The sequence below is a fragment of the Bacteroides sp. M10 genome, assembly GCF_014334015.1.
GTDB classification, from domain to species: Bacteria; Bacteroidota; Bacteroidia; order Bacteroidales; family Bacteroidaceae; genus Bacteroides; species Bacteroides intestinigallinarum.
Genome location: NZ_CP060488.1, coordinates 4,797,268 through 4,819,689 on the forward strand (window position 1 = coordinate 4,797,268; position 22,422 = coordinate 4,819,689).

Consider the following 22,422-nt stretch of genomic DNA (forward strand, 5'->3'; position numbering starts at 1 on the left):
ACCGTGAAATCCGTGTAATCCGTGCCTAATTTCTCGTTTATCAAACAAATAAAGATATATGAAAGATGAATTTTAGAAATTATTTTCTTTTAATACTGCTTTGTCTCCCCTGTATTGTACAGGCAAAAAATATAACGATCAGCCGTCTTACCTGTGAAATGCAGGAAGGTCTGGTAGTGGTCGAAGGTTCACCTCGCTTGGGATGGGTGATGGAATCGCCGGAAAATGGAACGCGACAATCCGCTTATGAGATTGACATCCGGGAAGCTTTTACAGGACGTTCCGTTTGGAATAGTGGAAAAGTCTATTCTACGCAGAGCCAGCTGGTTTCTATAGAAGGGGCAGATATACGTCCTGATAATCAATTTAATTATAGTTGGCGGGTTTGTGTTTGGGATGAGACAGATGCACCCTCTGAATGGAGCCGTGAAGCAAAGTTCCGCTCTGCTTCCTCAAGACTTTCCGAAGGAAAATGGATTGGAGCTATCACTCGTCAGAATGCTCATTTACCGGAAGGACGCAAGTTTCACGGTGGAGAGTTGAAGAAACCGGAGGTAAAGGCAGCTTGGGAAGCAGTGGACACTTTAGCAAAGAAAAGTATTTGTTTGCGAAGAACATTCCAGGTGGGAGATAGGACAGAAGGGAATACAAACCGTCAATCGGGCAAGAAAATAGTAGAAGCAACCGCATACGTTTGTGGTTTGGGATTCTATGAATTCTCTTTGAATGGCAAGAAAGTAGGCAACAGTGAATTTGCTCCACTGTGGAGTGATTATGATAAAACTGTTTACTATAACACGTATGATGTAACGGAACAATTGCGGCATGGTGAGAATGCCGTGGGAATCTTATTGGGGAATGGATTCTATAATGTGCAGGGAGGACGTTATCGCAAATTACAGATAAGTTTTGGTCCTCCTACACTTTTATTTGAACTGGTTATTAATTACGAAGACGGAACATCTACAACACTCCGTTCTGACAATGACTGGAAATATGATTTTAGTCCGATGACCTTCAATTGCATATATGGAGGTGAGGATTACGATGCTCGTCGTGAGCAAAAAGGATGGAATCAGGTTGGCTTTGATGATAGTCATTGGCGTCCGGTAGTTATACAGGAAGCTCCTAAAGGAATACTACGTCCACAGATGGCTCCTCCGGTGAAAATCATGGAACGATATGATATTCAAAAGGTAACCAAACTAAATGCAGAACAGGTTGCTTCAGCTTCTAAATCGACAAAAAGAACTGTCGATCCTTCTGCTTTCGTGTTGGATATGGGGCAAAATCTGGCTGGCTTTCCGGAAATAACAGTACGTGGCAAACGTGGACAGAAAGTGACTCTGCTCGTAGCCGAAGCATTGACGGATGAAGGTGCCTGTAATCAGCGACAAACGGGACGTCAACACTATTATGAATATACACTGAAAGGTGAAGGTGACGAAACCTGGCATCCTCGTTTCTCTTATTACGGTTTTAGATATATTCAAGTCGAGGGGGCTGTCTTAAAAGGACAAAAGAATCCGCAGAAGTTGCCTGTGTTGAAGAATATTCAATCCTGCTTCGTATTTAATTCAGCTAAGAAAGTTTCCACTTTCGAATCATCCAACCGAATATTTAATGCTGCCCATCGATTGATCGAAAAAGCAGTGCGTAGTAATATGCAGTCTGTGTTTACAGATTGTCCGCATCGTGAAAAACTAGGCTGGCTGGAACAGGTGCATTTGAATGGTCCTGGGTTATTATACAACTATGATTTGACAGCTTATGCTCCGCAGATTATGCAGAATATGGCAGATGCGCAACATGCCAACGGTGCCATGCCGACAACTGCTCCGGAATACGTGGTTTTTGAAGGTCCGGGTATGGATGCTTTTGCCGAATCTCCGGAATGGGGTGGTTCTCTGGTTATTTTCCCATTTATGTACTATGAGACGTATGGAGATGACTCGTTGATTAAGAAATATTATCCGAATATGCGCCGTTATGTGGATTATCTGAAGACTCGTGCAGAGATGGGTATTCTTTCTTTCGGCTTGGGAGATTGGTATGATTACGGAGATTTTCGTGCCGGATTCTCTAGGAACACACCGGTTCCCTTGGTGGCTACCGCGCATTATTATATGACAGTAATGTATTTAATAAAAGCTGCGAAAATGGTTGGCAATGACTTTGACATTCATTATTATACTTCTTTGGCACATGAAATACTTGCTGCATTTAATAAATGTTTTTTCAATAAAGAGACAGCACAGTATGGTACAGGGAGCCAATGTAGTAATGCACTTCCGTTATTCCTCCAGATGACGCAGGATTCAGATGAACAAGGCAGTTATCAACCGGATGCAAAGTTGGATGAGAAAGTACTTATGAATCTGATTAAAGATGTGGAAGCACATGGCAATCGCTTAACGACCGGTGATGTGGGTAACCGCTATCTGATTCAGACACTGGCGCGTAAGGATCAGCACGAACTTATTTATAAGATGTTCAACCACGAAGAAGCTCCCGGATATGGCTTCCAGTTGAAATTCGGTGCAACAACATTAACCGAGCAATGGGATCCCCGCCAAGGTTCTTCCTGGAATCATTTTATGATGGGACAGATTGATGAATGGTTCTTTAATTCACTGGTCGGTATTCGCCCATCTACTACCTATCAAAAGTTTATCATCGCTCCCCAGCCTGTAGGAGATTTGAAATATGTCAAAGCATCGTATGAAACTTTATACGGTACTATTGTTGTGGATTGGACTAGCCAGAACGGGACTTTCACTTTAAACGTATCTGTTCCGGTGAATACGACGGCTGTTGTTTATCTTCCGGGAGAGAAAGAACCCAAAGAGATACAAAGTGGAACATATAAATTGGTTTGTGCAAAATGAAAGAACCTTTTGCATATATTTGTAGCATTAAAAAACAATGTATTCATAGACAAAGTCATGCAGCATCTTTATTTTAATCATATAGCATGTTTGAAAAAAACATCTCAATGATTGTATTCAAACATTGGGAAGAAAAAAAGATTCTATTAGCATGATTTTTTAGAAGACAATGATGAAATATAATTTAATAATATCGATTATGAATTTACGGACAACTCTTCTCGTCTTTCTTTGCTTCTGTGCAACCACAGTTCTTCGTGCCGAGCGTGTGGATATGTTGAAGGCCGGTGCAAAAGCAAATGGTAAGGCTCTTAATACAAAGCTAATCAATTCAACGATTGATCGTTTGAACCGTGGCGGCGGAGGTACTCTTTTCTTTCCTGCCGGGACTTACCTGACAGGAAGTATCCATCTGAAAAGCAACATTACACTGGAGTTGGAAGCCGGAGCTACTTTGCTCTTTTCTGACAACTTCGATGACTACCTTCCTTTTGTCGAGGTTCGTCATGAAGGAGTGATGATGAAAAGTTTCCAGCCTTTGATCTATGCGGTAGATGCCGAGAATATTACCATCGAAGGAGAAGGAACTTTGGACGGACAGGGAAAGAAATGGTGGATGGAATTCTTTCGTGTCATGATTGATTTGAAAGATAACGGCATGCGTGATATGAATAAATATCAGCCGATGTGGGATGCAGCAAACGATACGACAGCCATTTATGCTGAAACAAATAAGGATTATGTAACTACGTTGCAGCGTCGCTTTTTCCGTCCTCCGTTTATCCAGCCCGTCCGTTGTAAGAAAGTAAAGATTGAAGGAGTGAAAATTATCAATTCTCCTTTCTGGACGGTGAATCCTGAATTTTGCGATAATGTAATAATAAAGGGGATAACTATTGATAATGCCCCTTCACCAAATACAGACGGGGTTAATCCGGAATCTTGTCGCAATGTGCATATCAGTGACTGCCATATATCAGTGGGAGACGATTGCATAACAATCAAGTCCGGAAGAGATGCCCAAGCCCGTCGCTTGGGAGTGCCTTGCGAAAATATCACCATAACCAACTGTACAATGCTTTCCGGTCATGGAGGCGTTGTTATCGGCAGTGAGATGAGTGGAAGTGTGCGTAAAGTGACTATTTCCAATTGCGTATTTGACGGAACGGATCGTGGAATCCGCATTAAATCAACCCGTGGAAGAGGAGGAGTCGTTGAAGATATTCGCGTTAGCAACGTTGTTATGAGTAATATTAAACAGGAAGCAGTCGTGCTGAATTTGAAATACAGTAAAATGCCTGCGGAACCAAAGAGTGAACGCACTCCGATCTTCCGTAACGTACATATCAGTGGAATGACTGTGACAGATGTAAAGACTCCGATCAAAATGGTGGGTTTGGAAGAAGCACCGATATCTGACATTGTTTTGCGTGATATTCATATTCAGGGAGGAAAACAGAAATGTATCTTTGAAAATTGTGAACGTATCATGATGGATGATGTGATCGTCAATGGTGAAGAGATTAAAATGTAATCCTGCTCTGCATCTGATGTCTTTATGATGACTTACTTAGAATCAAATAATTAAAAATGAAACGAATCCTTTTTACCATGCTTCTTGCCGCATCTCTTTCGGCTGAAGCGCAGACACAAACATACGAGACGGAATTTGCCCGTCCCTTGAATGAAGTACTGACGGATATTCAAAACCGTTTCGGAGTCCGCCTGAAATATGATATTGATACAGTAGGAAAAGTGTTGCCTTATGCCGACTTTCGTATTCGTCCTTATTCTGTAGAAGAATCCCTGACGAATGTATTGGCACCTTTCGATTATAAATTTGTCAAACAGAAAGGAAATATGTATAAGCTAAAAGCGTATGAATATCCACGTCGTACGGATGCAGACGGAGAAAAAATGCTGGCTTATCTGAATACTCTTTATGCAGATCGACAGGCTTTTGAACTTCGCGTTGATTCTTTGAAAAAAGAAGTGCGTCAACGTTTGGGTATCGATACTTTACTAGCTCAATGTGTTAAATCCAAACCTATTCTTTCGAAGATACGTAAGTTTGATGGCTATACAGTGCAGAATTTTGCACTTGAAACACTTCCCGGCTTATATGTTTGCGGTTCTATCTACACACCTCAATCAAAAGGAAAACATGCGTTGATTATTTGTCCTAACGGACATTTTGGTGGCGGACGTTATCGTGAGGACCAGCAACAACGTATGGGCACTTTAGCACGTATGGGAGCTATTTGTGTGGATTATGATTTGTTCGGATGGGGAGAGTCGGCTTTACAAGTTGGCAGTGCGGCACATCGTAGTAGTGCGGCGCACACTATTCAGGCAATGAATGGCTTGTTGATTCTTGAGTCTATGCTTGCTTCCCGTAAAGATATTGATACCAGTCGTATCGGTACAAATGGTGGTTCAGGAGGGGGCACTCATACTGTTTTGTTGAGTGTATTAGATGATCGTTTTACTGCTTCTGCTCCCGTGGTGAGCCTTGCTTCTCACTTTGACGGTGGCTGTCCGTGTGAAAGCGGAATGCCCATTCAACTTTCTGCAGGAGGAACCTGTAATGCGGAGCTAGCTGCTACTTTTTCCCCTCGTCCACAACTCGTGGTATCTGATGGTGGCGACTGGACGGCTAGTGTTCCTACTCTTGAATTTCCTTATTTGCAACGAATTTATGGATTCTACAACGCAAAAGACAAAGTAACGAATGTACATCTCTCCAAGGAGAAACATGACTTTGGTCCGAACAAACGGAATGCTGTTTATGATTTCTTCGCAGACGTGTTCAAGTTGGACAAAAAGATGCTGGACGAAAGCAAAGTTACCATTGAACCGGAATCTGCTATGTATAGTTTTGGAGAAAAAGGAGCTTTGCTTCCCGAAGGTGCAATCCGGTCATTTGACAAGGTAGCCGCCTATTTTGACAAGAAGGTCTTTGCTGATTTAAAATCAGATGCTTCTCTTGAAAAGAAAGCCATGGACTGGGTAGCTTCTTTAAAGTTGGATGATGAGAAAAAGGCAGGTTTTGCGGCAACAGCTATTTATAACCATCTTCGTAAAGTTCGCGACTGGCACAATGAGCATCCCTATACAACAATTCCCGAGGGTATCAATCCTCTTACAGGAAAACCGCTTTCCAAGCTCGACCGTGAAATGATTGCAGATTCTGCTATGCCGAAAGAAGTACATGAAAGACTAATGAAAGAGTTACGCAGAGTATTGACTGAAGAACAGATAGAACAAATCCTCGATAAATATACGGTAGGTAAAGTTGCTTTTACCTTGAAAGGTTATCAGGCCATTGTGCCTAATATGACAGAGGAGGAAACTACTTACGTCCTGGAACAGTTGAAGCTGGCTCGCGAACAGGCTATTGACTATAAGAATATGAAGCAGATCTCTGCCATCTTCGAAATTTATAAAACCAAATGCGAACAGTATTTCAATGAGCACGGCCGTAACTGGCGTCAGATGTTCAAGGATTATGTGAATAAGCGAAATGCAGAAAAGAAGGCCCAAGGAAAGAAATAAAATGATGATAAATCTTTAATCTTCCTATTTGTCGGAGTATAATTCGGGATAACTAAGAAGAACATAATAGAGCTATGCTTTGCAACTGACAAAGCATAGCTTTATCACTTCTAAAGCTATGCTTTACGTCTCAAAAAGCACGTCATTACTTTTTCTTCACGATTACTAAACATCTTTTTCGCAGAAAATGTGTTATTTTGTGGATGGCTAATAGAAATAGACATGATATGGATAAGCAAAAAGTAGCATTGGTCCTTTCTATGGGAGGAGCACGTGGAATAGCGCATATAGGAGTAATTGAAGAATTGCTCCGTCACAATTTTGAGATCACCTCTATTGCAGGAAGCTCGATGGGAGCTATGGTGGGGGCGATGTACGCTTCAGGAAAAATGGAAGAATGTAAGGAGTGGCTATATAGTTGGGATAAACGTAAGATGTGGGAATTGGCGGATATTACTTTAAGCCGGGATGGATTGGTGAAAGGTGACCGTTTTATCAAAGAACTGAAACAGATTATTCCGGACATGAATATTGAAGACTTGCCTGTCCCTTATGTAGCAATGGCTACGGATATTGTCCGCGATCAGGAAGTGAGGTTTGACAGGGGGAGCTTACATGAAGCTATCCGTGCATCTATTTCTATCCCCATGCTTTTCCGTCCGTTGAGAAAAGACGGTATGGTTTTGATTGACGGAGGCATTCTGAATCCTCTTCCATTGGCTCATGTAAAACGTATTGAAGGAGATATCCTGATAGCTGTCGATGTGAATGCACCCCTCGATTCCGGAAAGAAAAAGAAAATATCTCCTTATAATCTATTGACAGAATCTTCAAGAATGATGATGCAACAAATCACTCGTTACCAGATAGAGCGTTGTCAGCCGGATATCTTAATTCAGATGTCCGGCGATACCTATGATATGTTGGAGTTTCATCATGCAGCCTCGATAGTGAAGACAGGAGTGGAAGTTACCCGAAGCGTGTTGAAAGAATTTCTTGACAATGAATAATATGATACTTTAAATTACTCCAGATAAATCATCTTTTTCGTCATTCCTCCGTCAATCGTGATATTTTCTCCATTGATGAAATCATTGTTTTCTTCACAGAGAAACAAACACATACGGGCAATATCTTCTGGTTTGCCTACCCGTCGCGAAGGATGTTGTGAATGATCTTCCGGCCGGAGTTGGTCATAATCATGAGTTTGTATCCATCCCGGAGCAATAGAGTTGACGGTGATATTCCATTCGGATAACGACAAGGCCAGTGCATGAGTTAAAGAATAGATACCACCTTTCGAAGCTGCATAACCTTCACTTCCTGGTTCACTCATCAGGTAACGTGTGGAGCAGATATTGATAATCCGGCCGTATGGATTAGGAGAAGACTGTTCTTTACGATGTATGGCAAGCAGGCGGGAGGTGATAAATACAGGGCGTAGGTTGATAGAAAGTATTTTGTCGAAATCCTCTACGCTCGTTTCGGTGATAGACGAAAATTGACTGATACCGACGTTGTTGACAATAACATCAATATCATTCCATTCGGAAAGAATACGTTGCATGCAACTTTCAAGCGCATCCTTATCGCTGACATCGACTTTATGGAATATAGATCCGGTTGCTTTTGCAGTCTCTTGTCCCGCTATTTCATTTATATCACAAAAAGCGACTTGATCGCCGGACAGGCAAAAAGCTTCTACTATTGCCTTGCCTATACCTTCCGTTCCTCCTGTTATAAATACTCTTCTTTTGGAGGGATCTGATTTTAAGGCCATTGGAGTACACGAAGCTGATTCAGCCGGATGAACTGTTGTAGATTTCTTCTTTCCATATTTTTGTGCTTGTTTCCAAGCAGCCTTTCTGGCTTCATATTGTTCCTGTTGTCTTTCTATATAATTATCTGCCATCGTTCTTTTTTATTTATTGGCAAATGTAAAATATAAAATGGATAAATACAAAGAATCGACCGCTCTTTTGCGGACAAAGGAGCGGTCGATTTTATTCAGATGACGGTTCAATTTAAAACTTCGTCGGATCTATCTCTGCATATTTAATTCGTTGGCGACGCCAAGTGTAAATGGCATGCAGTTTCCCGTCTTTTCCCTGAATAATACTGGGATAAGAGTACTGACTGATCGGACTGTCTTCCAATGTAAGAACAGGCTTCCAGGTGATTCCATCTTCTGATATGCCCACACAAAGCGGAGTACGCGGACCTTTCGGAGTTCCGGGTAATGTAGAGAAATTATTGTAGATGAGTATATGTCTGCCGTCTTTCATTGTCACAGCATCCGTTCCGGAATTATTATTCGGAACATCCAGCAGTGTTACTTTACTCCACGTATCACCATTATCGCTGCTCCATGCTGTTGCTACTTGTGCGTTACGTGTACGACAGAGTACCTGTAATCTTCCGTCTTTATGCTTCAGAATACTAGGTTGTATCGCATAAACAGGCTTGGATCCTTCTCCTTTGATCGCTTCTCCTCCTTCCTGATCGTCCACATTCATACCACCCTTTTTACGATTTTGGGTGGGGACGGATAATTCGGCATCCAGTGGACCTACCATCTTCCAGGTCTTGCCTTTATCATCGGAAATCTCGAAGTGGACACGCCATCCGTTACTTCCTTCTGTACTGGAAGGGCAGATGATACGTCCATTGATATATTCCGGCTTATTCTTAATAGGTCCAAGAAAACCTTCCGGAAGCGGTTCACGTTTGCTCCAAGTCTTTCCTCCGTCACGTGAACGAACCAGCCATCCTGTCCAATCACTCACTTTCAGACCTATTTTATAGAATAAAATCAAGTCACCTCCGGGAATCTGGAAAAGAACCGGATTCCAACAAGCTTTTCTGCGGGCAATAAGTTTTCCTTTCTCATCTTTCACAGGTGTACAAGTTGAATCGATTCCAGCCAATACAGCTTGTGAATCTTTGATCGAGAACACACCGTCAGCGGCAAGTTTTGGGGCAGTCCATTCTTTGGAACCTTTCGGCTTACGACATACCCAGATGCAACAATCCGGATTGCGTTCTTTGGTTCCTCCGAAGAAAGAGGCTACGAGATCGCCGTTCTTCAGTTCTACAATTGTAGCTCCGTGACATTCGGGGAAAGAAGCTTTTTCGTACAGGAATTCATCACTTAGAATAGCCGTATTCCGGGTGGGGATGTCTACACTGAAGTGATATTTTCCCGATCCGATCTTTTCCTTCCGTCCATCCGGTAGGTGTACTTCACCTGTTGTATTGGCAGGAAGCTCGATGTCCCATTCCAGGTGAGTAGGAGTCTTTGCCCACCGACTGGTTATTTTCCCGTAGATACTCATGTATGATGCATCCACATTGCTTAATTCCTGGATTTCAAAAGCCGGTTGAAAGACGATATGTTTGTAACCGGACTTCCAGCGGTCTGTACGAATACCTGCCAGATTATTGAAGCACCAAGGTAATAAATCGCCTAAAAGCATTACGTGATTACCACTATTCATTTCAGGATTGGCCGTATCACCGTTCCATAATTCCCAAATAGTGGTAGCACCTTTTTCAAGCATATATCCCCAGGAAGGATATGTTTTATTGGTAGCCAGTAAATAAGCTACATCGGCATGTCCACGGCGGCTTAATTCACGTAATAACCATTGCACACCGATTACTCCGGTACTTATATGTCCTTTGTTGGTCGTAATAATAGAAGCTACAGCATTTTGGGCTACTGCATTGATCTGATTTTTAGGAACCAGTCCGAAAGCAAGTGGCAAGATATTGGCAGTAACTGTGTTGTTGCCATAGAAAATACTATCCGGATATAAGGCATGCTCCGGTACGGGAGAGGTACCTTCTTTTACATGCAGAAAACGAGCATTGAATGCATCTTTCATGCGATGTTCCAGATCTTCCCATTCTTCTGCATCAGCTTTCAGCCCTTGCAGACTGGCAAAGCGGTGCATCAGTTGTAACACCTTTAGATAATAAGCGGTGGCGATCAAATCTCCGTCAGTCTTGCGGGAAGGGTCTTTACTATGAATTAACTCTAATGATTCGGGTGGAACGCACCAGTCACCATATTTATCTTTGGTGATGATATATTCCTCTGTCATATAGTATTCACGGATATGAGATACCCATTTTTTGATAGCCGGATAATTCTCCTCGATCGGACGTTTGTCTCCAAAGTTTGTGAAAAGCATGTCGCAGGCCATAGGTAAAGCGGCAGGCCAGGTCACATTATCCGAGTAATAATTCCAGTATGCCGGGGCCACATCAGGAATACAGCCGTCTTCACGTTGTGCTTCGCGAATGTCACGCGTCCATTTGGTGTACATTGCATAATTATCGAAAAGCATACTCTCTCCCCAACACCCCATGGTACGGTCGCCCAACCATGGTTGGCGCTCATTCCGTTGTGGACAGTCTACCGGCATACCTTTATAATTACTCCGGATTCCCCAGAATGCATTACGGATAATCTTATTCAGAGTCTCGTCAGAACAGCTGAAAGTTCCGGTATGTTCCATTTCATCTTCTACTACCTCGGCAACGAAATCTTCAGCCTTCGCATTCGGATAACCGCTAACTTCTACGTAGCGAAATCCATGATAGATAAAACGAGGTGCCCAGGTAGCATCTTTTGTTTCGCGTCCACTGACAACATATACATCTGTGGAACGGGCATCCCTGAAATTTCTGGTGTAAAGTTCACCATTGCTTTGCAGACTTTCTGCGAAACGGAGGCGAATGCTGTCACCAGCCTGTCCTTTGATTCGGAAACGTACCCATCCTGCCATATTCTGACCGATATCCAAGATATATTTATTGCCGAGCTTTTTAATGGAAACAGGTTTCAACGTTTCCGTGACTTTCATACCCGGCATCATTTGCGCACGCAATGTTCCCGAAGGAATGCTTACACGTTGTGCCGGCATCCAACTTTTGTCATCATACCCGGTTTGAGTCCAGTTTCCTAACTCTTTACGGGCGTCGTATTCTTCACCATCGTATTCATTATTGCTACGGATAGGACCGTCAGTAGTCAATTTCCAGGTGGTGTTTGTAGCAATCGTTTCTTTGCTGCCATCTGCATATTCCACGATCAGATTCAACCGAAGTTTAGGATAGCCGAAAGTCGGTATCTTATACGGTTTATAGTTTTGGCGCATCGTATAGAAACGACCATTTCCGAGAGTTACTCCAATAGCATTCTCTGTTTGAAGCAACGATGTGACATCATAGGTGTTGTACAGAATCGTTTTCCGATAGTCGGTAGGAGCAGGAGCCAGAACTTGATTGCCGATACGTTGTCCGTTGATAAACAGTTCATACAATCCCATTCCGGCGATGTGCACAGTGGCACGTTTCACTTCTTTCTTCAATGCAAATTCTTTGCGGAGATAGCGAGCTGCCAAGCGGCTCCATTGTGTTTCGCTGTCTCCGGGAGCAGCTTTATCCAAACCGATCCATTGCCCTTGCCAATCTGCTTCATTAAACAGTCCTGTAGTCCAGAAAGCCGGAGTACTCCAATCTGTTGTCCCTTTGTTGGTGTCTATTTTCACTTTCCAATAGTAGGGAGCATTACGCTTTAGCATTTTTCCCTGATAAGCGATCCATTGGGAAGCGTCAGATTCAATCTTTCCTGAATCCCAGATATCCCCTTTTCCTTGTTCCAATAGCTCCGGGGTAGATGCAACAAGAATGTGATACGCAGTTTGTATCACATTCTGTTCATTCGATTCGATGCGCCAACTCAATCGAGGTTGGCGCACATCAATACCTGCCGGATTTTTCAACTGTTCTGTTCGCAGGTCAGTGATACCTATGGCTGCGTATATGGACCCGGTAAAGAGCAGAAGAGAAAATAGGAATAATATAAATATTCTTTTATTCATGAGCATAAGTTATATAAAAAGAGTAATTGCTTACTTTGGCACCGAATGGAAACTAGGCTCCGGCACCTTGCCGGTCTGGTAACTCTGTCCAGTCCTTTTCCATATAGTTTTTACTGCTGTCCACTACAATCAGGATATGATCGTTTCCACTGCAATAACCACTGTCATGTTGAAATTTGTGCACTCCGTTATCAAATTCTCCGATGTATTCCAGTTTACCATCTTTCGTAGTATACCACCAGGCATTCTTTTTCGCACCGCTAATTTTATTGAAATCAACTTCCATTGGACGTCCGGTGTAGTTGTATACCATCAGATAATCATTACCACGTGTAGCGATGGCGCGGTCATAACGTTCTCCGTTCTGTCCTACGATGACAGATTGATCGGGTATGCGTTCGAAGAACGGGAAAGTCAGCATCAGGTTTTTCAGATACTTCATTTGATTGTAACCCGGATCATCCAGTGCTTCATACCAAGGCTTTTTAGCGCCATAAGCACCACCTACACCCGGTTTGATAAATTGCATGATAGAATTATGACCGTATGTATGTCCGAAAGAACCGGCAAATACCGACCAGTAAGCATACCGGCGTACATCATAGTCTTTCCAGAGCAATTCATTCTCATCATGCAGGCCATGAGGAATTTCTTCGTAAATCGGTTCACCGTCAATCACGGGTTTCATAGGCTTCATGGCCAAGCTACGCTCTACGAAACGCCAGTTATCTTCTTCCGTATTTTCTTCGATAGGATAATCACCGTCTCCGAAACGTTGTCCGTAGCGGCGGTGTCCGCTTTGAAACATGTTGAAATCCAACCAGGAAGCATTGTTAAACCAAGTAGCAGAAGTTGTTCTTCCACGCGGATGGAATGTCATCAGGTGATTCTTGTCGATAGCTTTGATAGAAGTGGCCAGAGCTTCCCATTCAGCGGTTTTCACATCGCCACGGATGTCTCCGCCGATAAACCAGATAATGTTCGGTTCGTCCTTATAACGTTCTGCCAGAAACTTACCGTATGCTTTTGCCTGGTCAACAGTCATTTCACCCCGGTTCACAGGACTTCCCCAAATACAGACCATGCCAATATATAAACCTTTCTTTGCTGCTGTACGGATAATATAATCCATGTGATCCCAATAACCGTATACACCTTTTTGATTGATGTTTTTGAAGTTATATCCGTCAATCATCGAATACTGTCCGTAGATATTCATAGACGGAACATTATTCAATGTTTGAACCTGAATCACATTATATCCGCGGCGTTTACATTGTTCCAGATAATATTCGGCTTCATCCCGGTTCAAGCGTTCGGGTAATAACCATCCCGTTTCGCCTAACCAAAAGAAAGGAGCACCGTTCTCATGTTTCAGGTAACGTCCCTCTTCGGAAACTACAAGCTTTCCGTTGTTCCAGGGAATGTACGTCTTTTGCGTTTTCTTCTGTGCCGCTGCCGGGATAACTAAAGTTAGCAACAGCAATAAGAGAGGAAAAATCTTGAATTTTCTCATTGTATTTTATCGTTTTTAGTTTATTACTTTGTGGTGAGTTTCTCGTATTCAATAGCAGCCAGAATAAATGAACCTACCGATTTCGGATCATTCTCTATGATCGGTTCACTAATATAATATTCAAATGAGCCGTCACGGTATCTTTTCGAGTCTCCGCCCAATCCTGCCACTGCACAGCAGTTAGTGATCGTATAGCTACCATCTTCTTCAAGACGGGTGAATGTCTTTACCATTCCATCAAAAGCTTTCTTTGTCGGTTCGATATATTCGTTGCCAAGATATCCTTTATTGATAGCTTTGGCGAGAGTGTAGACAAACAAGGCAGTAGCAGATGACTCCAGATAATTACCTTCCCGTGCTCTCTGATCGGTCACCTGATACCAGGTTCCGGATTGAGGATCCTGATATTTAACAATCGTTTTTGCCAATCCTTGCATAATCTGTATAATACTATCGCGTCCGGCAGTTTCCTGTGGCAGGAAGTCCAGTACATCTACGATAGCCGCTCCGTACCATCCGATGCTGCGACTCCAGAAATTAGGAGAGCAACCCGTTTCGGGATTTGCCCATTTCTGTTCCCGGCTTTCATCCCATCCGTGATAATACAATCCTGTTGCAGGATCATAAGTCTTACTATTTATTAAAAGAATCTGCTTCTTCGCTTCGTCAAATAAAGCCGGTTCGTTGAAAGTGGCCCCATATTGAACCAGATAGGGAGAAGCCATAAAGATTCCGTCCAGCCACATTTGATGAGGGTATCTCAATTTATGCCAGAACCCTCCTTCACTGGTGCGGGGCTGCTCTGTCATTTGTTTGCGCAAAGTATCCATGGCAATTTTGTAACGTTCGTCTCCAGTCTGTGCATAAAGATCAAAAAGAATCTTTCCGCCGTTGACGTTATCAATATTGAATGAAAGATATTTCATGGTTTTGATACGTCCGTCGGTATCAATCAAGCTATCCGCATAGATCTTGGCATAATCATAATATGTGCTGTCTCCGGTATGTTTCCATTCTTCCAACATGGATTTCACTACCAGTCCGTGGGTATATCCCCAACGGGGTTTCTTAGCTTTTTCAATCATCCAGGGTTCGGGGAAACGTTTCATTTCAGAGCGTGCCATGCGTTCACTCCATTTTTCCGTTTCTACTTTTTGAGGTGCTGTGCATGCCAGGAAACAAACCGTTCCACAAGCCACCATCAGTTTTAATAAGTTTTTGTTCATATCGGTCGAGTTATTATTTTCCAATCAATATATATTCTTGCCCTGCTTTAGTAGGCAGATCATAGATGTAAGTTTCTGCAATTTCCACCTTATTCAGGTTTGCCTTTTCATTAATCAATGGTTCGGGAATAGTGGGAACAGCATAAAGAGGATTCGGATTTTCACCTTTGGCACGCTTCAGCCCCTTGCCTGTTAATGGGTTGAGTGAACGTAAGCGACAGTTACCTCCCTTATGAGATTTCACAACCAGACGGCTTACTTTTCCGTTTTTCCAGCTCAAATCAAGCTCGAAACCTCCACGTGCAATAATTCCTTTGATAGAACCTTCCTGCCAGACGGTAGGAAGTGCAGGAAGTAGATAAATAAAACCATCGTAACTTTGCATCAACATTTCTGCAATACCTGCGGCACAACCGAAGTTTCCATCAATCTGGAATGGCGGATGCGCATCGAACAGGTTAGGGTAGGTGCCTCCTTTTTTCTTCTCATTGCGCACAAGAGTCAACTGATCTGTAATCAGTTTGTAAGCATGGTTACCATCAAGAAGGCGTGCCCAAAGGCAAACTTTCCATCCCATGCTCCATCCGGTCGACGGGTCGCCGCGATGAATCAGAGAAGTACGTGCTGCATCGAATAGTTCAGGAGTACGATAAGGAGAAATCTGATTGCTGGGGAATAGTCCATATAAATGAGAGATGTGGCGGTGCACATCCTTCGGGTCATCCCAGTCGAACATCCATTCCTGTAGTTGTCCCCAATGTCCTACTTGCATAGGAGCCATTTCTTTGAGACGTTGGGCCAGATGAGTGGCAAATTCCTGATCTGTGTCCAGTATTTGAGAAGCAGATATAATTGCTGTCCAAAGATCGAAGACCAATTGGTTGTCCATGGTGCATCCGGCAGCTGTTGTGGCTTTTCCATTACTCCCCGAATGTACATTCTCCGGTGAATTACTGGGGCAGACTACCAACCAGTTGTGTACCGGCTCTTTCACCATGATTTCATCAAAGAAACGTCCGGACTCTTTCAGTATCGGGTAAACAGAACGCAGAAACTCAATATCTCCGGTGTATAGATAACGTTCCCAGAGATGTCGGCAAAGCCATGCACCACCACTGGGCCACATACCTGAAGGAGCTTTATCAACCGCCCCTGTGATGCGCCATATATCCGTGTTATGATGTAATACCCATCCGTTGGCTCCATACATAACCTTAGCCGTCTCTTTTCCTGTATCGCTAACCTCTTTTATCAAGCGGAATAACGGTTCATTCAACTCACTTAGATTTGTTACTTCCGAAGGCCAGTAATTCATTTCCAAATTGATGTTACAGGTATATTTGCTGTCCCAGGAAGGGAATAATTTATTATTCCAGATTCCTTGCAGGTTGGCGGGCTGTCCTCCCGGTTGGGAAGAACAGATCAGCAGATAACGTCCGAATTGGAAATAAGTGGCAACCAGATGGGCATCATTGGTGTTCTTGAAATTTTCCACACGCTTATCGGTTGGCACATTTGCATATTGGTCTTTTCCTAAATCGAGAGAAACGCGTGTCAGGTATTGCCGATAGAAATCAATGTGATTCTTCTTCGATTCGATGAATGGATGAACCATTGCTTTCTCCAAATAGTTCTTTGCCCGTTCTATCTGATTACCCGTGATGTCTTGATAATTATTGAAATTAGTTGCAATAGATACATAGATGATTGCTTCGTCAGCTTTCTCAACAGAAAGTATCCCATCGGCACAAGCTATTTCTCCACCTTTATTTTTAGCAGTCAACCTGCCTTGAAATTCCACTTTCCCTTTCAATCCCTCATGCAAGGAGGATACTCCTGAAAGAGTTACACAGTTTCCTTCTTCAGAAGCGATCATTACGTCCTGGTGAGGCGAAGTCAGTTGAGCGTTAAATGTAATTTGTCCGGGACGATTGGCAGTCAGTCGCACCATTACTACCTGATCGGTAAATGAAGTAATCGTTTCGCGTTGATATTGCACTCCGTCTACTTCATAACGCACTATCACACGGGCTGAATCCAGACTTAACTCCCGATAATAGTTGGAATAACGGGTATGACCGGGAAAGGCAATTCGCAAATCACCGAAACTTTGATATGGCATTCCGGAATTCGTCTTTGCCATCACCTTTTCTGTAGCGAGAGTCTGTGCTTCCAGATATTTTCCGGCAAAAACAAGTTCACGCACTTTGGGAATATACTCCAGCGCGTCCGGATTAGCATTGTTATTGGGGCGTCCTGCCCAGATAGTTTCTTCGTTTAGTTGTATTTGTTCTGTCCCTGGTGTCCCATAAACCATGGCTCCCAGGCGTCCATTTCCCAAAGGTAGTGCTTCTGTCCATACCTGTGCCGGGCAGTCATACCATAGTTTATATTCTTGTGCAGACACATTCGTTTCCTGCGCATGAATGCAGCCCACAGACATCAGTACAAACAAATACCCGATTAATCTCTTTTTATTCATTTCCATCTAACTGCTTTTATACTTTTATAAAAGGACGTTTAATGGGGAATTTTGTACCTAGTAAATAAGTAAAAGAAGTTGGGATAATAAAAACTTCCAAGGTCATTACTTATATTGAACTCTTTCACAGTAATTGCCTTGGAAGTCTCTAATGAATATGATACAAATATACTTTGTATTCAGGTTTATATTTCTACTTCGATATTCAACTTACCACCCAATCCACGTTCAACAATATCAAACAATGTTTTTAGTGTGATATTTCCGCCATCATTTTCTACTTTTGAAATGAATGTACGTTTTTTATCTATACGGGCAGCAAGTTCAGCCTGTGTCATCTCTTTTTTTTCACGGGCTGCACGAATTTTTAAACCAATGCGTAACGCATCTAAATCTCGTTCCAGCTTATCACGTTCAGTTGTACCAACCTTACCATAATATTGGTCTTTGATTTGATCTAATGATTTAGTGTTCATTTCTTTTCCTCCTTTTCTTTTTCATCATAATATTCAGCCATAAGACGGACTGCTTTGTCTATTTCTCCTCTAGGAGTTTTTTGAGTTTTCTTTTGGAAGCCACTAAGTAACACAACCAATTTACCTCCATCAAAAAAGCAAAATATACGGAATATATTATTGCCTAGTTGTATCCGAACCTCAAACAGTCCATTTGTACCCTCTATATATTTCAGGAAAGTCGTCGGAATACGATCAATTTGCTCGATTATATCCAGGACTTTGATGATTTTATCTTTTACTTTTGGTGGTTGTCCTTTAAAAAACTCATCAAAGTACTCTTTATAAGTTATAACTTCCCGAACTTTTTTCATTTTACAAAGGTAACTTATAAATTACATTTTAGCAATTATATCTTCGTTTTTCTCTTAAATTTATATTTTAAATGAAACAAATCGCGTTTTAGCTTGAAGTAAAAATGTTCTTTGGAGATTTCTACTAACTTATTATTCTTTCAGTTGCCATACTTTGAAATATACTTCCTATATTTGTCAGTAGAATATTTAATAAGAAGAAATTATGAAAAGTTTTAATGTTACATCTATGCTAGTGGTGCTGATGTTCTTGTGCTTTACAGGAATACAGGCACAGACCGTTACTCCTAGTAAGAAATATATCACGAAAGAACTGAATAACGTGAGTAATTTCAGTTCAATCAGAGTTCTGGGTAGTCCCGACATTGAGTATCGTCAGAGTAGTGATTCTAAAACAACAGTTTCTATATATGGCTCAGATAATCTGGTTGACCTGTTGGAAGTATCTACGGTAAATGGAGTGCTGCAGGTAAATATAAAGAAAGGCGTTAAGATTCTTAGCGGAGAACGCCGGTTGAAAGTGATTGCCTCTTCTCCTTCATTGGATGATGTAGATATTAAAGGATCGGCCGATGTATATCTGAAAGGTACCCTCAAAGGAGCTGATTTAAATCTGAATATAACAGGTTCCGGAGATATTGAAGCCGAAAATCTGCAATATACCAATCTTTCTGCTTTTGTAAAAGGTAGTGGAGATATTAACGTGAAGAATGTGAAGGCCACTACTGTAAAAACGATAGTTAGCGGTTCCGGCGATGTGGAAATGAAAGGTTCTACTCAAATGGCTATGCTGACTGTGAATGGTTCCGGCGATATCAGTGCCGACAAGTTGACTGCTACTAATGTAGTTGCTACCGTTTCAGGTTCCGGTGATATATCTTGTTACGCTTCCAAACAGTTGGACGCAAAAGCCAATGGCAGCGGAGATATTGAATATAAAGGAAATCCTTCTATTGTAAATAAGCAAGGCAAGAAAGACTCAATTTCCGGCAAGTAAGAAATTAGATCTTTGCAGAAAGCGGGTAAATATGTAACATAGCACATATTTACCCGCTTTTTTGCTATAAACAAACATAATACATGATAATTGGGGGATACATTCCTGGGAGAAGGGTGAAAACGAGTAGAAAAATAAGTTAGCAAACTTAAATACGGTTTTAAAGCCATTAAAATAGATGAATTCCGGCAACAAACAGATATGCTGATTGTTGTGACAATAAATAATTCGTTTTTTTATTCACCTGAAAAAATACAGATTATGGCAAAGAATTCTCCTGATGAAGGAAAAGGTATAAAGATGGTAGAAAAGCAGGTAGACCCCTCTTTTAGTACTCTCAAAGAGTACCAGGCAAAAAGACAATTCAGTGAGACTCCCGAACCGATGGCGGATACCGTGGAAACTCCAAGCCGGATACCTGTTTTTGTTGTCCAAAAGCATGAAGCCAGTCATTTTCATTTCGATTTCCGTCTGGAAGTGGATGGAGTGTTGAAAAGCTGGGTAGTTCCTAAAGGCCCTTCCATGAATCCGAAAGATAAAAGACTGGCCATACAGGTAGAAGATCACCCTTTGAGTTACGCACATTTTGAGGGAGTTATACCCGAAGGCAACTATGGAGCAGGTACAGTGGAAATATGGGATAGTGGAACCTATGCTTATGTCGGTAATAATCGTAACATTTCCGCTGCCATTAAAAACGGAATACTTGAATTCAAATTACATGGTCATAAGCTCAAAGGCCTGTTTACCCTTATCCATACGAATATGGACGACCAGGACAGAGACTGGTTACTAATCAAGAAAGACGATGTATTTGCAGTCACTCATGTCTACGATGCGAAGAACATTCCATTGTATGATGAGGTATTCCTGTAATATATGTTTCTTATCATTAAATGATGCTCACTTACATATATAATTTTCTAATTATATACGTAGCTTTATAATTCAATATACTCTATTGTTTTGATGATTCAATTAACTTTTATGATATTATGACCGTGTTATTTCTAATGAAAATAATTAACTAACTGGGGACGATTGGGTAAAATGAAGACTTGATCGTATATCCCCTTAATATTTCGGTAACAAAAGATGTTGTTACCATTTTTGATAGAAAACACCCATTGTTTTTGTTGGAAACCACCTCCTGTGTGTACGTTGAAAAGTTTATACTTGCATCGGATTTTAAGCACGTTAAAAGATTATCAGGCGTGTTTTACTAAAGGTGTAAAATATTAATCAAATCCGATATTAGTATGAATGATTGTTACCTGAATTTATTAGTAAGCTTCCGAGCTTTATTCTCTGCAGATCCTGGAGCCAATTTAGTAAACAGCAAACAAACTATTGGCATCATTTTACCCGATTTGTCGTTGCTTGGATATGCGGTCCCTGTGGAAAGTTTCGGTATTGGACTGTTTGTGATTCTATTTGCGTATCTTATAATAGAATACAATGTGCAGCTATTATCGCATGAAAAATTTAAGATTGCCATGAACATGCTCCATACAGCACATACACCGTTAATATTGCTGCGGAATCAATTGGAAGAACTCAAAACTGGCAACCTCCCTGAACCTCTTTCCCAACAAGTGGAAGAAGCACTGGGATATGCCGAATGTATCATATATTGTAACCAGAATATTGCAACTCTCAATAAAGTAACTAAGAGAATTCCTCCTAAAACGTCAACGGTAAATTTGGAACTTTCCACTTATGTTACTTCCATTGTCAATCAATGCCGGGCTTATGCCAATTCCCGCCAGATACAGCTAACTGTTGGTGAATGTTCGGATTGTGTCAGTTGCAGGATAAACGAAAACATAATGACTGCAGCACTTCAGCACCTTATCAACAAGATGATTTTGATTTCCGAGTCAGGCTGTTGCATATCGATCAACGTAACCCACACAATGAATTCCTGGCAGTTGCAGATTAGCAATAATGAAATAGCCGGGCAAAGAACAGAGAAAATGTTCCCCTTTATTCCTATTATATTTCCTGTGTATGGATATAGTGATTTATGGACGGTAAGAAAAATCATCCGTCTGCATGGTGGAAAAATAACCGGATGCAGACATGGTAAAGCAGCTACTTTCCAAATCGTCATTCCGACAGACTGCCATTGCCTGAATCAGTCATGCCCGGTGTTGAGACATTCTTCTACAAAAACGAAGACGCCAACAAATGACTCCTGCGAGAATCCTAAGAGCAATAAACAAAATACTAAAACGAGAGAAACTTCCCATATCCTATTAGTAATGGCAGATAAGTTATTTAGTGATTATTTAAAGAAAACCTTATCACGCTATTTTCAGATCTCTGTTCTTGATAATCCGGAGCTGCTGATGGATACGGCTATCAGTCAAAATCCTGATGCTATCATTATTGACGACAATGTGAATGGAATAAGCGGAGATACACTTAGCACTCAAATTAAGGAAGATAAAACGATAGGATACATACCAATCATTCTTCTATTAAGAGCCTTTGATAACGAAAGCTATTTGTCACATTTGGGGAGTGGGGCAGACCGTCTGGGATTACGTACGGAAAGCATTTGTAAACTTAGGGCAGACATACGTATGCTTGTCGAAAACCGCATGGTCTTACGCGAACGGATCAGACTGTTTCTGTCAGATGCCATTTCTCCGATGATCCCCACAAAAGCTGAAATAGAAACAGAAAATGCCGATCGGAAATTTATGGATAAAGTCAATAAAATCCTGGAGAAAAATCTCTCTACTGATAAATATACAATAGATAAATTAAGCATTGATATAGGCATGAGTCGTACTGCTTTTTATAATAAGATAAGAGAGATTACCGGCAACCCTCCCGAAAACTATATCAATTCATTCAAAATGGACAAAGCACTTAAATTGCTGGCCTCCCGGCAGTACAGCATTTCGGATATTGCAGGTATACTGGGCTATTGTGATGCTAAATACTTTGGAAAGAAATTCAAAGACTTCTATCATGTATGTCCGTCTGATTATATAAAGAGTATTGTAGGATAAAAGAGTATAGAAAAA

The 22,422-nt window shown here is 41.6% G+C and carries 14 protein-coding genes; 7 read left to right on the plus strand and 7 right to left on the minus strand.

Annotated elements, in window-relative coordinates; translation table 11 throughout:
* The first annotated feature begins 65 nt into the window (after window positions 1-65).
* The 4 genes from H8796_RS17475 to H8796_RS17490 all read left to right on the plus strand — a co-directional run bounded on the left by H8796_RS17475 (window position 66) and on the right by H8796_RS17490 (window position 7,453).
* Complete coding sequence (locus H8796_RS17475) at window positions 66-2,888, plus strand: glycoside hydrolase family 78 protein (protein ID WP_158570818.1); 2,823 nt, start codon at window positions 66-68, stop codon at window positions 2,886-2,888.
* A 199-nt stretch (window positions 2,889-3,087) separates the two neighbouring features.
* On the plus strand, window positions 3,088-4,422 hold the full coding sequence (locus H8796_RS17480) for a glycoside hydrolase family 28 protein (protein ID WP_117933841.1): 1,335 nt from the start codon (window positions 3,088-3,090) through the stop codon (window positions 4,420-4,422).
* 56 nt (window positions 4,423-4,478) lie between these two features.
* Entirely contained in the window at window positions 4,479-6,443 is a 1,965-nt protein-coding gene (locus H8796_RS17485; RefSeq protein WP_117933603.1) for a DUF3826 domain-containing protein, read from the plus strand.
* 203 nt (window positions 6,444-6,646) lie between these two features.
* Window positions 6,647-7,453, plus strand: a complete 807-nt coding sequence (locus H8796_RS17490; protein WP_117933605.1) for a patatin-like phospholipase family protein — start codon at window positions 6,647-6,649, stop codon at window positions 7,451-7,453.
* 14 nt (window positions 7,454-7,467) lie between these two features.
* Here the strand turns inward: H8796_RS17490 and H8796_RS17495 are convergent, their stop codons facing one another.
* From H8796_RS17495 to H8796_RS17525, 7 genes are all read right to left on the minus strand, one after another.
* Window positions 7,468-8,355, minus strand: coding sequence for an SDR family NAD(P)-dependent oxidoreductase (locus H8796_RS17495; protein WP_117933607.1), 888 nt, complete (start codon window positions 8,353-8,355; stop codon window positions 7,468-7,470).
* A 112-nt stretch (window positions 8,356-8,467) separates the two neighbouring features.
* Window positions 8,468-12,334: a family 78 glycoside hydrolase catalytic domain gene (locus H8796_RS17500; protein ID WP_117933843.1), complete on the minus strand. Its 3,867-nt coding sequence runs from the start codon at window positions 12,332-12,334 to the stop codon at window positions 8,468-8,470.
* Between the two features lie 52 nt (window positions 12,335-12,386).
* A complete protein-coding gene (locus H8796_RS17505; RefSeq protein ID WP_117933609.1) occupies window positions 12,387-13,850 on the minus strand; it encodes a glycoside hydrolase family 140 protein in 1,464 nt (487 codons plus the stop codon).
* Between the two features lie 23 nt (window positions 13,851-13,873).
* Window positions 13,874-15,076 carry a glycoside hydrolase family 105 protein gene (locus H8796_RS17510; RefSeq protein WP_117933845.1) on the minus strand — a complete coding sequence of 401 codons (1,203 nt, stop codon included), beginning with the start codon at window positions 15,074-15,076 and terminating at the stop codon, window positions 13,874-13,876.
* A 13-nt stretch (window positions 15,077-15,089) separates the two neighbouring features.
* Window positions 15,090-17,558, minus strand: coding sequence for a glycoside hydrolase N-terminal domain-containing protein (locus H8796_RS17515; protein ID WP_187344001.1), 2,469 nt, complete (start codon window positions 17,556-17,558; stop codon window positions 15,090-15,092).
* Between the two features lie 185 nt (window positions 17,559-17,743).
* On the minus strand, window positions 17,744-18,034 hold the full coding sequence (locus H8796_RS17520) for a helix-turn-helix domain-containing protein (protein ID WP_117933613.1): 291 nt from the start codon (window positions 18,032-18,034) through the stop codon (window positions 17,744-17,746).
* Window positions 18,031-18,387 (minus strand): type II toxin-antitoxin system RelE/ParE family toxin, encoded by a 357-nt coding sequence (locus H8796_RS17525; RefSeq protein ID WP_117933615.1) that lies wholly within the window; start codon window positions 18,385-18,387, stop codon window positions 18,031-18,033. The genes H8796_RS17520 and H8796_RS17525 overlap by 4 nt, the downstream gene beginning before the upstream one ends.
* 205 nt (window positions 18,388-18,592) lie before the next feature.
* Between H8796_RS17525 and H8796_RS17530 the strand changes: the two genes are divergently transcribed.
* From H8796_RS17530 to H8796_RS17540, 3 genes are all read left to right on the plus strand, one after another.
* Entirely contained in the window at window positions 18,593-19,384 is a 792-nt protein-coding gene (locus H8796_RS17530) for a head GIN domain-containing protein (protein ID WP_117933617.1), read from the plus strand.
* 261 nt (window positions 19,385-19,645) lie between these two features.
* The gene (locus H8796_RS17535) at window positions 19,646-20,260 is read left to right on the plus strand and encodes a DNA polymerase ligase N-terminal domain-containing protein (RefSeq protein WP_117933847.1); all 615 of its coding nucleotides are present in this window, start codon (window positions 19,646-19,648) and stop codon (window positions 20,258-20,260) included.
* Window positions 20,261-20,643: 383 nt separating this feature from the next.
* The gene (locus tag H8796_RS17540; protein WP_117933619.1) at window positions 20,644-22,407 is read left to right on the plus strand and encodes a helix-turn-helix domain-containing protein; all 1,764 of its coding nucleotides are present in this window, start codon (window positions 20,644-20,646) and stop codon (window positions 22,405-22,407) included.
* Window positions 22,408-22,422: the final 15 nt, after the last annotated feature.